At 67.6% G+C, this 13,178-nt stretch carries 10 protein-coding genes and 1 tRNA gene; 7 read left to right on the top strand and 4 right to left on the bottom strand.

The genetic code is table 11. The features are described 5' to 3' along the window. Positions 1–177: 177 nt before the first annotated feature. The 6 genes from ACJ4V0_RS05460 (at position 178) to ACJ4V0_RS05485 (ending at position 7,684) form a co-directional block, all read left to right on the top strand. The gene (locus ACJ4V0_RS05460) at positions 178–1,665 is read left to right on the top strand and encodes a SulP family inorganic anion transporter (RefSeq protein WP_448298552.1); all 1,488 of its coding nucleotides are present in this window, start codon (positions 178–180) and stop codon (positions 1,663–1,665) included. Positions 1,666–1,676: 11 nt separating this feature from the next. Then, positions 1,677–2,531, top strand: a complete 855-nt coding sequence (locus ACJ4V0_RS05465; RefSeq protein ID WP_448298553.1) for a universal stress protein — start codon at positions 1,677–1,679, stop codon at positions 2,529–2,531. A gap of 724 nt (positions 2,532–3,255) precedes the next feature. Continuing rightward, complete coding sequence (locus ACJ4V0_RS05470; RefSeq protein ID WP_448298554.1) at positions 3,256–4,308, top strand: ABC transporter substrate-binding protein; 1,053 nt, start codon at positions 3,256–3,258, stop codon at positions 4,306–4,308. A 7-nt stretch (positions 4,309–4,315) separates the two neighbouring features. Then, the gene (locus tag ACJ4V0_RS05475; protein WP_448298555.1) at positions 4,316–5,263 is read left to right on the top strand and encodes an ABC transporter permease; all 948 of its coding nucleotides are present in this window, start codon (positions 4,316–4,318) and stop codon (positions 5,261–5,263) included. Next, entirely contained in the window at positions 5,253–6,080 is an 828-nt protein-coding gene (locus tag ACJ4V0_RS05480) for an ABC transporter ATP-binding protein (RefSeq protein WP_448298556.1), read from the top strand. Before ACJ4V0_RS05475 ends, ACJ4V0_RS05480 begins: the two co-directional genes overlap by 11 nt. A 62-nt stretch (positions 6,081–6,142) precedes the next feature. Then, positions 6,143–7,684: an amidohydrolase family protein gene (locus ACJ4V0_RS05485; protein WP_448298557.1), complete on the top strand. Its 1,542-nt coding sequence runs from the start codon at positions 6,143–6,145 to the stop codon at positions 7,682–7,684. A 465-nt stretch (positions 7,685–8,149) separates the two neighbouring features. Here ACJ4V0_RS05485 and ACJ4V0_RS05490 read toward each other — a convergent pair. Then, positions 8,150–8,239, bottom strand: a tRNA-Ser gene (locus tag ACJ4V0_RS05490). Positions 8,240–8,330: 91 nt separating this feature from the next. After that, positions 8,331–9,020 carry a L,D-transpeptidase gene (locus ACJ4V0_RS05495; protein ID WP_448298558.1) on the bottom strand — a complete coding sequence of 230 codons (690 nt, stop codon included), beginning with the start codon at positions 9,018–9,020 and terminating at the stop codon, positions 8,331–8,333. Positions 9,021–9,270: 250 nt separating this feature from the next. Here ACJ4V0_RS05495 and mepA point away from each other — a divergent pair, with 250 nt between their 5' ends. Continuing rightward, positions 9,271–10,188 (top strand): penicillin-insensitive murein endopeptidase, encoded by a 918-nt coding sequence (gene mepA / locus ACJ4V0_RS05500; protein WP_448298559.1) that lies wholly within the window; start codon positions 9,271–9,273, stop codon positions 10,186–10,188. Between the two features lie 29 nt (positions 10,189–10,217). Here the strand turns inward: mepA and ACJ4V0_RS05505 are convergent, their stop codons facing one another. Together ACJ4V0_RS05505 and ACJ4V0_RS05510 are read right to left on the bottom strand one after the other, a co-directional pair. Beyond that, positions 10,218–11,459: an MFS transporter gene (locus ACJ4V0_RS05505; RefSeq protein ID WP_448298560.1), complete on the bottom strand. Its 1,242-nt coding sequence runs from the start codon at positions 11,457–11,459 to the stop codon at positions 10,218–10,220. Between the two features lie 201 nt (positions 11,460–11,660). Then, complete coding sequence (locus ACJ4V0_RS05510) at positions 11,661–13,115, bottom strand: cell wall hydrolase (protein WP_448298561.1); 1,455 nt, start codon at positions 13,113–13,115, stop codon at positions 11,661–11,663. Positions 13,116–13,178 lie beyond the last annotated feature (63 nt).

Here is a 13,178-nt window from a genome sequence, read left to right on the forward strand (position 1 = left end):
AGCAGAGTGACTCCATTGTAGCTTGTCGATCACGCGCGCCAATCCTGCCCCCCGGCCCCTGGCCGGGCTTCGCTATGGATTGAGCTGGCCCGTACCAAGCCATGGCTTCCTGCCTTTCCAGAACTCGATCAGGCGACCCGTGCCATTCGGCGCGACGCCCCAGGTGATCATTCCCCCATGACAATCAATCTCTCGCGGCTCCGCGCCGAATGGTTCGGCAACATCCGTGGCGACATCCTCGCCGGTACGGTCGTCGCCCTGGCGCTCATCCCCGAGGCCATCGCCTTCTCGATCATCGCGGGCGTCGACCCGAAGGTCGGCCTCTACGCCTCGTTCTCCATCGCCGTGATCATCGCCATCGTCGGCGGCCGCCCGGGCATGATCTCCGCCGCTACCGCCGCCACCGCCGTCCTGATGGTGACGCTCGTGAAGCAGCACGGGCTGCAGTATCTCCTCGTCGCGACGATCCTTGCGGGCATCCTGCAGATCGCGGCCGGCTATCTCAGGCTCGGCTATGTCATGCGCTTCGTGTCGCGGTCCGTGATGACCGGCTTCGTCAATGCGCTCGCCATCCTGATCTTCATGGCGCAGCTTCCCGAACTGATCGGCGTGCCATGGCTGACCTATGTCATGGTCGCCGCCGGCCTGGGCATCATCTACGGCTTCCCCTACATCACGAAGACCATTCCCTCGCCGCTCGTCTGCATCGTCGTCCTGACGGCGGCGGCCATGGCCTTCGGTCTCAATGTCCGCACCGTCGGCGACATGGGCCAGTTGCCCTCGACCCTGCCGGTCTTCCTGCTGCCGGACGTGCCGTGGACGCTTCAGACGCTGCTGATCGTTCTGCCCTATTCAGCCGCCGTGGCGGCCGTCGGCCTGCTGGAATCGCTGATGACGGCTCAGATCGTCGACGAACTGACCGACACGCCGAGCGACAAGAACCGCGAATGCGTCGGCCAGGGCGTCGCCAACATCGCCACCGGCTTCCTCGGCGGCATGGCCGGCTGCGCGATGATCGGCCAGTCGGTCATCAACATCAAATCGGGTGGGCGCGGACGGCTGTCGACCTTCGTGGCCGGCACGCTTCTCCTGTTCCTGATCGTTGTTCTCGGCGACATGGTCAGCCGCATCCCCATGCCGGCCCTCGTCGCCATCATGATCATGGTCTCCATCGGCACGTTCAGCTGGATCTCCATCCGCAACCTCAGGGACCATCCGCGCTCGTCCAGCGTCGTGATGCTGGCGACTGTCGGCGGCGTGGTGCTGACCCACAACCTCGCCATCGGCGTGCTGCTGGGCGTGCTCCTGTCGGGCATCTTCTTCGCCTGGAAGATCGCGCAGCTGTTCCGCGTCACCTCCATCGCCTCGGCGGACGGCACGATGCGCACCTACCATGTCGAGGGTCAGCTGTTCTTCGCCTCGGCCGACGACTTCACCGCCGCCTTCGATTTCAAGGAGGTCCTGGAAAAGGTCGTGATCGACGTCAGCAAGGCGCATATCTGGGACATTTCCAGCGTCTCGGCGCTCGACATGGCGGTGCTGAAATTCCGCCGCGAGGGCGCGGAGGTGGAACTGATCGGCATGAACGAGGCAAGCTCCACGATCGTCGACCGCCTTGCCATTCACGACAAGCCCGGCGCCATGGAGCGCCTCATGGGCCATTGAGGGGAAACACCATGACCAAGGTTCTCTCGTGCCTCGACGGCTCGGTCTATGCCGACAGCGTCACCGACCACGCGGCCTGGGCTGCCCTGAGTCTGAAGGCCTCGGTCGAACTGCTCCACGTGCTCGGGCGCCGCGACGTCTCGACGGCAGCGCCCGATCTGAGCGGCAGCATCGCCGCCGACGCGCAGCAGCACCTGCTTGCCGAGCTTGCGGCGCTCGACGCCGACCGGGCCAAGCTCGTGCAGAAGCGCGGCCGCCTCATCCTCGATGCCGCCCGCGAGCGCCTGGTTGCCGCCGGCGTCGCCGACGTGACCATCTCCCTGCGCCATGGCGATCTCCTGGAGGCGATCACCGAACGTGAGCCGGACGCCGCCCTCGTGGTGATCGGCAAGCGCGGCGAGGCCGCCGACTTCGCCAGCCTGCACCTCGGCTCGAACCTGGAACGGGTCGTCCGCTCCACTCACAAGCCGATCCTCGTCGCGTCACGCGCCTTCAGGCCGATCCATCGGATCCTGATCGCCTTCGACGGCGGCCCGAGCGCCCTGAAGGCTGTCGACCACGTGTCGCGCTCGCCGCTGTTTGCGGGTCTTGCGGTCGATATCGTCATGGCCGGCGCGCCGTCGCCGGAGAACCAGCGAAAGCTGGACAATGCCGTGGCGCAGCTCAAGGCCGGTGGCCTTCAGGCGACCGCGCGTGTCGAGCTGGGGCAGGCCGACGCCGTCATCGCCGGCATCGTCGGGAAGGACGGGATCGACCTCCTCGTCATGGGCGCCTACGGCCACTCCCGCATCCGCAACCTCATCATCGGCAGCACCACCACCGAGATGATCCGCTCGTGCAAAATCCCGGTCGTGCTGTTCAGGTGAGGGGCCGGCCCGCCCTTCCTGCATTCCCGTGAGGCCACGGCCGAGGCGCCGGGGCTTCCATCCGACCTGCTGAGCCAACAGGCGGGAGCCTCCCGCCTGCGATTCCGGCGCGACGGTCGAGGGTCCTGTCAGCTCGTCGATCGACGTCGATCGTCGGTATCCGCTGGGATGCAAGAGGCGCGGCCGACGACGCCAGGAGATTTTCCGATTCAGACGGACGGCTATGGGGTGTGTCCGGACAACTGGCGGCCAATTCAGACGCCTGCCGTCTTTCTCTGCTGACATTCGCTGCAATGCTGCACGGCTTCTGGGCAACTTGCGAATGCGGGTTGCCCGCACCGATCGTCGAAACCGCGGAATCCCGGCCTTCCGGTGCCATCCCATGGTTTGGCATCACCCTTGCATTTTCGAAGTTCAGCGCAGCCCCCGCCGAAGGGCGAGGACTTCAGGTTGGCGTGCCGCCTTGTTGTTGTGGAGATTGCGATGATCGCAATCCTCGACCTCATCGGCTGCTCGCGGCCGATGTCAACGAGCGTGGATCAAGGGCAGGAACCGGCGGTCGCACCATGCGCAAGCCGGCCGACGGCTGGTCGTCCCCACCACAACAGTCCAGAGCTGCAGACCGGACGGGCCTTTGCCGCCCGGCTGCCGAGCCACGCGCCGCAGGGCGCGACCGTCCCGTATCCGCATCATCCCCAACAACCGATCTTCAGTGGAGTCTCCCATGTGTGACCGCCATGGCTGCATGCACCTGCCGAACCTCCAGGCCATGAATTTCTCGCGGCGCGGATTCCTCCGCGCCGGCGCAGCAGCCACCGCCATCACCATGGCGGTCGGCCCCGGCGTTGTGCTGGCCCAGGGCAGGCCGATCAAGTCGACCCACGGAACCGGCTTCTGCAACCTCAACATCTTCCTCGCCCACGCCATGCAGTTCTCCCGGGCCGAGGGCACTGACCTGCAGTTCATCAACACGCCGACCTTCGCCGAGCAGGTGACCTTCCTCGGCATGGGCCAGGTCGATGTCGGGCTGATGCCATACACCAGCTTCATGGCGCTGTTCGATGCCGGTGCGCCGGTCAAGGTGGTGGCCGGCGGCGGTGTCGAGGGCTGCGTGATCGTATCGCGGCCGGGCCTCGACACGCCGCAGAAGCTGAAGGGCAAGACGCTCGGCACCTTCCAGCTCGATACGCTGGAGGTCATGCCGTACGACTACCTGAAGAAGAACGGCATCAGCTTCCGTGACGTGACGGTGCGCTACATGGGCTCCACGCCCGAAGCCGTCGAGGCTTTCAAGGCCGGCGCCATCGACTGGATCTGCACCATCGAGCCCTATGGCACCGCCCTGCTGCGCGACGTGCCGGGGGCGCACAAGCTCTCCGACGGCACCGACATCTACGGCAAGGGTTACACGGATTGCGTGCTCGCGGCCCGGTCCAGCCTCATCGCCGAGAACCCGAAGGGGCTCAAGGCCATCATCAAGGGGATGATGCAGGCCCAGGCCATGGCGGAAAGCCAGCAACAGGAGACGCTGACGAAGCTGGTCGGCACCTACTACAAGACCTCGATGGAGAACGCGGTCCTCGCCATGGGCAAGCAGCCCGCGGTCGTCGATGCGAGATCCCAGACCAACTTCATCCTGGAGCGCACCGACAGCCTGGTCGAGATGGGCTACATCAAGAAGAAGCCGACGCGGGACGCCATCGACTGGACCCTGCTCGAGCAGGTCATCGCGGAGAACGCCGACCTTTATGCCAAGCTGAAATACAAGTCGGCGTGAGGCGGCGATGACAGACGCCGCCATCGCCGATCACGCGCCGCCGGCCGCCGCCAAGGGGTCCGCCGTTCCTCAGGGAACGGCGGAGACCTGGAGCACGCGCCTGAGGGAAAACCTGGCCGAATCCGCGCCGCGGATCGGCTGGACGCTGGTCTCGGTCGGGCTCTTCGCCGGGATCTGGGAACTGCTCTGGGCGGCGGGTGTCGCCGACCCCAAGCTCCTGCCGCCACCGCACGTCTTTCTCGGCGCCTTCGCCGACCAGGCCAAGTTCTTCAACACGGCCACGCGGTGGTCCATCGGCCTCAATCCGGCCGATGGCCCGAGCCCCCGGCAGGCCATGTTCATCACGATCGGGGCCACCATGGGGCGCGTCTTCTCCGGGCTCCTCATCGCTTCGGTTCTGGCGGTCACGGTGGGCGTGCTGATCCGTTACTTCCATCTGTTCGAGAAGCTGACGCTGCCGACGATCACCCTGCTGTCGCCGGTCTCGCCGATCGCCTGGCTTCCCGTCGCCATCTTCATCTTCGGCATCGGCAACGCGCCGGCCATCTTCATGGTCGTCATCGCCCTGTTCTTCCATATGGTGCTGGGCACGGTGGCGCAGATCGACGGGGTGAACAGGAACCTGATCAACGTCGCCCGGACCATGGGAGCGACCAAGCGGCAGATCTATCTGCGCGTCATCGTGCCGGCCATCCTGCCCGGCCTGCTGATGGTCCTGCGGCTGAACATGTTCGGCGCCTGGATGGTGGTGCTGATCGCCGAGACCACCGGCGTCGGTTATGGGCTCGGCCAGGTGATCATGCTGGCGCGCAACACGTTCAATCCGTCGCTGGTCTTCTTCTGCATCGCCCTCATCGGCTTCCTCGGCTTCGCTTCAGACTGGATCCTGCGCATGGTCCAGAAGCGGATCCTCTACTGGGTGCCTGAAACGACGGGAGTCCTGCGTGGCCTCTGAGACACCCAAAGCCTACTCGTCGAAGGACAGCGTGGTCTGCCGCGACGTCTCGAAAATCTGGGCCGCGGGAACCCGCCGCGCGCATGAGGCGCTGCGCGATATAGACCTCGACATCAGCCCCGGGGAGTTCGTGGTCTTTCTCGGCCCGTCGGGCTGCGGCAAGTCCACGCTGCTGTACCTGATCGCAGGGCTGGAACCTGCCACCGCGGGAGAGATCTGGTCGTTCCGCGACCGCGTCGAGACCCCATCGCCCGATCGCAGCCTGATCTTCCAGGAGACGTCGCTCTTCCCCTGGCTGAACGTCTGGCAGAACGTCACCTTCGGCCATGCCATCCGCGGCGTGCCGGAGGCCGAGCGCAAGGCCATCGCGGCGGATGCGCTCCAGCGCGTCGGGCTGGCAGAGGCCATCAACAAGCGGCCGGACGAACTGTCCGGCGGCATGCGGCAGCGCGTGGCGGTGGCGCGGGCCCTGTCGATGCGCCCCAAGGTCCTGCTGATGGACGAGCCCTTCGCGGCCCTCGATGTCCAGACGCGCCAGAAGATGCAGGATTTCCTGCTCGACGTCTGGCGCGACAGCGGCGCCTCGGTGCTCTTCGTCACCCATTCCATCGACGAGGCGGTGGCCCTGTCGGACCGCATCGTCGTGTTCACCGCCCGTCCGGGACGGATCAAGACGATCGTCACCAACCCCCTGCCGCGGCCGCGCAACCTGTTTTCGCGCGAGAGCGAGGCTCTGCGCATTCACCTGACCGATCTCCTGCGCGACGAGGTCGATCGTGCCTTCGCCGAACAGGAAGGGCTGGTCCCGGCCGCCTGACCTCATGCGGCGGCGTTCCCGCCACACGTTCCCCGTTTCCCTCTCCCACCCTGGAACCTGCCATGGCCACGTCCCTCGTCCGCAGCCGCACGCTGATCACCGGCGTCGTCGACCGTTTCACCTGGAACCAGATCGACGACGGCGCCGTCCTGCAGGAGGACGGGGTGATCACCGCCATCGGCACCTATGCCGATCTCCACGCCCGCCATCCCACGGTGCCGGTGATCGGGTCCGGCGAGGAGATCGTGCTGCCCGGCTTCGTCAACGGACACCACCATGTCGGGCTGACGCCGGTCCAGCTCGGCTCGCCCGACATGCCGCTGGAACTGTGGTTCATCACCCGCCTGGTGATCCGCAACCTCAATCTCTATCTCGACACGCTCTACTCGGCCTTCGAGATGATCGGCTCGGGCATCACGACCGTCCAGCACATTCACGGCTGGATGCCCGGCACCCTCGAGGAGGTGGAGGCCAAGAGCTCCGACGTCATCCGCGCCTACGAGGACATCGGCATGCGGGTGTCCTACTGCTACGCCGTGCGCGACCAGAACCGGCTCGTCTACCAGGCCGATGCCGATTTCATCGCCAGCCTGCCGGCCGAGCTGCGCGATCCGATGAAGCGCTATTTCGACCGCTTCAAGGCTGGCCTCGACGAGGTCATGGGCCTGTTCGAAAGCCTCTACCGCAAGCACCAGACCAAGAGCCGCGTGAAGATCCAGCTCGCGCCCGCCAATCTTCACTGGTGCTCCGACAAGGCGCTCGCCGCGCTGTCGGAGACGTCGAAGAAGTTCGACGTCCCGATGCACATGCACCTGCTCGAGACGGCCTACCAGAAGGAATACGCCTGGCGGCGCGGCGCGTGCACGGCGCTCGAATATATCGACCGCTTCGACATGGTGAACGAGCGGCTCACTCTCGGCCACGGCGTCTGGCTCAACGAGAGCGACATCGAGCGGCTGGCCAGCGCCGGCGGCTGCGTCTGCCACAACTGCTCCTCCAATTTCCGCCTGCGCTCGGGCGTCGCCGCCCTCAATGCCTTCGAGGCGAAAGGCATGAACACGGCGATCGGGCTCGACGAGGCCGGCATCAACGACGACCGCGACATGCTTCAGGAGCTCCGGCTCGTGCTGCGTGCCCATCGGGTGCCCGGCATGGTGGAGGCGGATGTGCCGACCATGGCGCAGGTGCTGCGCATGGCGACCACCGGCGGCGCGCGAACAACGCCCTATGGCACCAGCATCGGCAGCCTCGAGGTGGGCAAGGCCGCCGACCTGTCGCTGCACGACTGGAACGCCATCGCCTATCCCTATCTCGACGCGGAGACCCCGGTTCTTGACGCCTTCATCCAGCGAGCCAAGGCCCAGGGCGTCAAGGCGGTCATGTGCGACGGCGAGATTCTCTATGCCGACGGCCGGTTCACGCGGGTCGACAAGGATGCCGCCCTCAAGGCCCTGCACGACGATCTCGCCAAGGCCCTGTCTCACGACGAGGTCGAGCGTCGGCACCTCTCCAAGGCCCTGCTCCCGCATGTGCGGCGCTTCTATGCGGACTATATCGACCCCTCCCGCCACGAGCCGTTCTACCGGCCGAGCTCGCGGGTCTGAGCTGCGGTTCAGGTGCCGGTGGAGACTCGCTAGGCCAAGCCTCCGGCAAGTCCGGGCCGTTCCGGTCAGCCGCTCGCCACGGCACCGATGACGCGCACACGCACCTCAGCGAGGTGTCCGGCAGATAGGCGATCGGCATGTCCTCGATCTCGATCATCTTGAGCGTGGACCTGTCGGCACCGGCCGTGACCGCGCGATCCGATGCGATGGCCGCCGCCGGATCCAGCCATCGTTGCGGGTCATGTCGCGGGAATCGGGTCGCATTCGCCGGAGACCTGGGCGATCGCCGCGCCAACCGCATTGGCACAGTCGCCATGCTACCTGGCGAGTCGGATCCGATACAGAGACCTCGGCCACCCAAAGTCGCCGCTGCCCTCGCAGCGCTGACAGATCTGTGGGCCGATCTGCGAGACAGTTGCCGTGATCGGAAAATTCGTTTTTATTTCAATGCTTTACTTGAATTATTGGCGGACAGGGCGGGATTCGAACCCGCGATACGGTTCCCCGTATACACACTTTCCAGGCGTGCGCCTTCAACCACTCGGCCACCTGTCCACGAGAGGCGCTGCATAAAGGCGCCCGCCGGGAATTGCAAGGCGGGCAGACCGCAGGGCTCGCGGCCGAACAGCCGGGGCGAGACCTGCACCTAGCGGCGCAGGAACCATTCGGTGAAATGGCGATTGGCGTCGCGCGGGGCGGGTGCTGCCGCGCGAGGGGCTTGCGTGCGCGCGGCGATCCGCGTCTGTGCCGGGCGGGCGGACACCCGATCGGCACGGCCACCGGTCGGTAGGGCCGCGGACTGCCGGTCGCTCTGCATGGCAAGTCGCATCTGCGCGGTTCCGGAGGGCGATGCCGCCGCCACGCGGCCTGCCCCGCGGCTGGCGACTATCGACGGCGGAGGGCGGCGCGGCGAGGCGCCCTCGATGACGATGCGGGTCGCACCGCGCTGGCGCGCCACCATCTCGAAGAGCATGCGCGCATTGGCGGGGGCGAGGCGGATGCAGCCATGGCTGTCGACGCTGCCGAGGCGGCTCACCATGTTGGTGCCGTGGATGGCGTAGCCGCCGCGGAAGAAGATGGAATGCGGCATCGGCGCCATGCCGTACTTGCGCGAGCGCCAGTGCCGTTCGAGGCGCTGCGGCCGGTAGGAGCCGTTGGGCGTGTTGTAGCCGGCGCGGCCGGTGGACACGGCCCAGGTGTGACGATGCTCGCCGTCGACGACGACGCGCATGGTCTGCGTCGTCTTGTCGATGCGCACGACGATGGAGGCCGCGGCTTGCGCGGTCGAGAAGAACAGGCTGGCGAGCAGGGCGGCCACGCAAGGAATCGCACGCATGGAATTCCCCTCCGACGCGAAACAGACAGACGTTCCCTTGCGGGCCGGGACAAAGTGATTCCGAATCTGCTGTCCGCTGTAAAGGCCGATGCGGGATTCACCTTAAGAGGCCGTGGCCGCGGCTCCTTGCGTCCTGGCGCGGTGTCTCCGCACCGTTGCCGCGGTGCGACCGGGCGGCGCAGCGGACAGGAATGGTTAACGACATCCTGCCTAGTGTAAGGTCCAGCCCTTCACGAGCCGCACCGCGACCATGAAAAGCCCCCTCCTCATCGCCGCCCTCCTGACCGTTCTCGCCGGCTCGGCAACGGCCCAGACCCCCGGCACGGTCACCCCGCGGGCGCTGCCGCCGCTCGCCAATCCCAACGATCCGAACCTGCCGGCCAAGGAGCTCTTCGGCCGCGCCACCACCGGCGCTCCGATGGAGGCCCGCGCCTTCGGCTTCTATTCGCGCGGCTGCGTGGCGGGCGCCGTGGCGCTGCCCGTCAACGGCGAGACCTGGCAGGTGATGCGCCTGTCGCGCAACCGCATGTGGGGCCACCCCGACATGATGGGCTTCCTCGAGCGCTTCGCCCGCAAGGTGCCGCAGGTGTCGCGCTGGCCCGGAATCCTCGTCGGCGACATTTCCCAGCCGCGCGGCGGCCCGATGCTCACCGGCCATGCCTCCCACCAGATCGGCCTCGACGCCGACATCTGGCTTACCCCCATGCCGCGCCGCCAGCTCACCCGCGAGGAGCGGGAGGCGACCTCGGCCGTCAACATGGTGCGCGCCGACCGCCGCGACATCGATCCGGCCGTCTGGACGGCCGACCACCTGCGCGTCATCAAGGCGGCGGCGCAGGACCCGGTCGTCGAGCGCGTGCTGGTCAATGCGGCGATCAAGAAGGCGCTCTGCCGCGAGGCCGGCAGCGACCGCTCCTGGCTGTCGCGCGTCAGGCCGGTGCCGGGCCACAACTACCACATGCACATCCGCATCCGCTGTCCGGCGGGAAGCCCCGGCTGCCGGCCGCAGGACCCGCCGCCGACCAGCGACGGCTGCGGCGCCGAGCTCGACTGGTGGTTCACCGAGGCCGTGCTCAATCCGCGGCCGAACCCGAACTGGCGGCCGCCGCCACCGATTACCATGGCGGGGCTCCCCGAGGCCTGCCGCCAGGTGCTGGTGGCGCGGTAGGGCCGGGAGATTCCGGTAGGGCCTTGGCCCTACTCGGCCGGCACCGCGATGGGCTGCTCCACGGGGCGCTCCTTGATCGGGATGTTGATCAGGCCCGAGCCGATGCAGAACAGGATCGAGAGATACCACATGACTTCATAGGAGCCGGTGCGCTCGTACATGACGCCGCCCAGCCAGGCGCCGAGGAAGCCGCCGACCTGGTGCGAGAAGAAGACGAAGCCGTAGAGCATCGCCATGTAGCGCGTGCCGAACATGAGGGCGACGAGGCCTGATGTCGGCGGCACGGTGGAGAGCCACAACAGGCCCATCAGCGCGGCGAAGATGAGGGCGAGCGCCGTGCTCGGCGGGAAGACGAAGAGCAGGACCACCGCCGCGCCACGCGAGAAATAGATCCACACCAGCAGCCAGCGCTTCGACATGCGCGACGACAGCCAGCCGGCGCTGAGGGAGCCGACGATGTTGAACAGGCCGATGAGGGCGAGGGCGGCGCCGGCCACCCAGGCCTCGATGTTCAGGTCCTTTAGGTAGGTCGGGTAGTGCGTGGTGATGAAGGCCAACTGGAATCCGCAGGTGAAGAAGCCGATGACCAGATAGACGTAGCTCGGGTGGGCGAAGGCCTGCTTCAGGGTTGCGGCGATGCTCATCTCCGCGCCGCTGCCCTGGCCGACGCCGGATGAGGGACGGGTGGCCAGCGCGAAGGACAGCGGGATGATGACCAGCGGCACGCACGAGAAGATCAGGAGGGCCACCTTCCAGCCGACGAGGTCCATGAGGAAGGGCGTCAGCGGCGCGAAGACGAACTGGCCGAACGAGGACGCGGCGGTGCCCATGCCCATGGCCGAGGCGCGCCGGCTTTCCGGCAGAAGCTTGGCGAAACAGGCGAGCACGAGGTTGAAGGACACGCCTGCGAGGCCGAGACCGACGAGCGTGCCGGAGATGAGGTGCATGGCGAGCGGCGGCAGCGGCAGCGCCATGCAGGCAAGGCCCAGCCCGTACATGATGGCGCCGACCCAGAAGACCTTGAGCGTGCCGAACCGGTCGGCGATGGCGCCGGCGAAGGGCTGACCGACGCCCCACATCAGGTTCTGGATGGCGATGGTCAGGGAGAGGACGTCACGGGTCCAGCCGTTCTCGGTGGAGACCGGCATGAGGAACATGCCGACGACCGAGCGTGGGCCGAAGGACAGGAGGCCGATCAGGCAGCCGCACAGGATGATGACGAAGGGCGTACGCCACGTATCCGGACGATCGGGGGAGGTCGTTGCGGTCATCGGGGGAAGCTCCGGACAGGCATCGTGCAGCTACACGTCGGCCAATCTAGTGCTCCGGGACGTGCCGCAGAAGCGATAAGCCGTGATGGCTCCCATACGATTTGCAGATGCCGGGACGTGGCAGTTGCCAATCGCGAGGCCCGCCCGAAGCGCGGATCATTGCGGCCGGGGCGCAGGCGTCGGATCGCGCGAGGCCCAGGATCAGCTGTCGTTGCTGGCCGGGCGGGCGAGCTGGACCTGCGGGCCTGAGCCCCAGTTGCGCGGCCGATAGAAGACGTGGATGCCGATCTGCTGCAGGCGGTTCATCGACCGCGCCCACCAGGGGCTGACATAGGTCGCGTGATAGTGCGTGGCATGGCCGACTTCCGGCAGCCAGAGGCGCCCCGCCATCATCTCCTTGGCGATGTGGCTGGCGCGCGACCAGGGGCCCGCCTCGGTGGGAACCAGGCTGCGGCGGCCCTCGCAGGCGAAAGTGAACTGGCAGGCGAGGTAGCGGTGGGCGTTCTGGTAGACGACGCCGCAGACGTCGCGCGGGTAGAAGCCGGACACCGACCGGTTGAGCACGACCTGGGCGACCGCCATCTGGCCACGCTCGGGCTCCGAGCGCGCCTCCCAGTAGATCGCCTCGGCGAGGCAGCGTTCGGCTCGCGCATGGGCGGGGCCGCTGAGCCCCAGCGCGACGGCGGGATGGGCGGTCGATCCGATGCGGGGGGGCGAACGATCCTCGGACGGCGTCTCGAGCGTCGGCGCGACCGGCCGCTGCAGCAGGCGGGCGAGCAGGGAGTCCTGCCGGTCGCCGCGCGTGTCGGTTGCGAAGGGCCCGAGCACCGGATCGAAGCCGGGCACGGCCTCATGGGTGGCCGTGACGCGGAAGGGCGCACTTTCGACCGGCATGGACGGCGCGCCGAAGCCGGCGGCGGCCCGGGCGATGGGGCCGTCGCCGCCGATGGCGATGCCGGCCTTGTTGTCCTCGAGTTCGGCGGCGAAGCGGCGGCCCTCGGGAGCCTCCTCTTCGACGACGAGGTCGGCTGGCGGTGCCGCGATGCCGAGGCGGGCGACAGGCGACCGGTCGTCGAGCACGGCGGAGGGTGAGACGGAGGCCAGCTGCATGCCGCCGACGGCGAGCGGCGAATGCCCGGCATCGGCCCTCTCCTCTGCAGGGACCGGCGCCGACGGCGAAGACTCCGCGAAATCGCCCGCCGGCCGCGGCAGGCCGGGTGCCGGCTGCAGCGAGCCGATGCTGGGTCTCAGCACCCGATGCGCCAGCAGCAGGTCGCCCTTCGCCTCGCGGTTGGGCACCGGATAGAGGACGGCGCGATCCATGCCCGCTCCCAGGGCCGGACCCGGCCGGGAGCCGGCGCGACGCAGATCGCCGGCGGCCTCCATGCTCAGGCTCGCCATGACGAGGCGTGGGGCGTCGGGATCGCGGGGGATCGGGCGGTTGAAGACGAAGCCGGCGACCGTGGTGGAGGGCCGCACAAGGCTCGCCACATGGCGGCGCCAGGTCTGGTCCGCGCCGGCGCGTATCGCCAGGTGGCTGACGAGGTCCTGATAGGCGACAGGCTGAGACGACAGGAGAAGGAACGAGGCGGCGAGGCCCGGCACGAGCACGGAGACCCCGAGGACTGGCGACGAACGCCGACGCAACGCACGCATACCGAACGCACTCCACGCAAACGCTACTGGGCAAACGCCACCGAACCCGCCGGAACCCGAGAC

The organism is Phreatobacter aquiterrae, assembly GCF_053471285.1.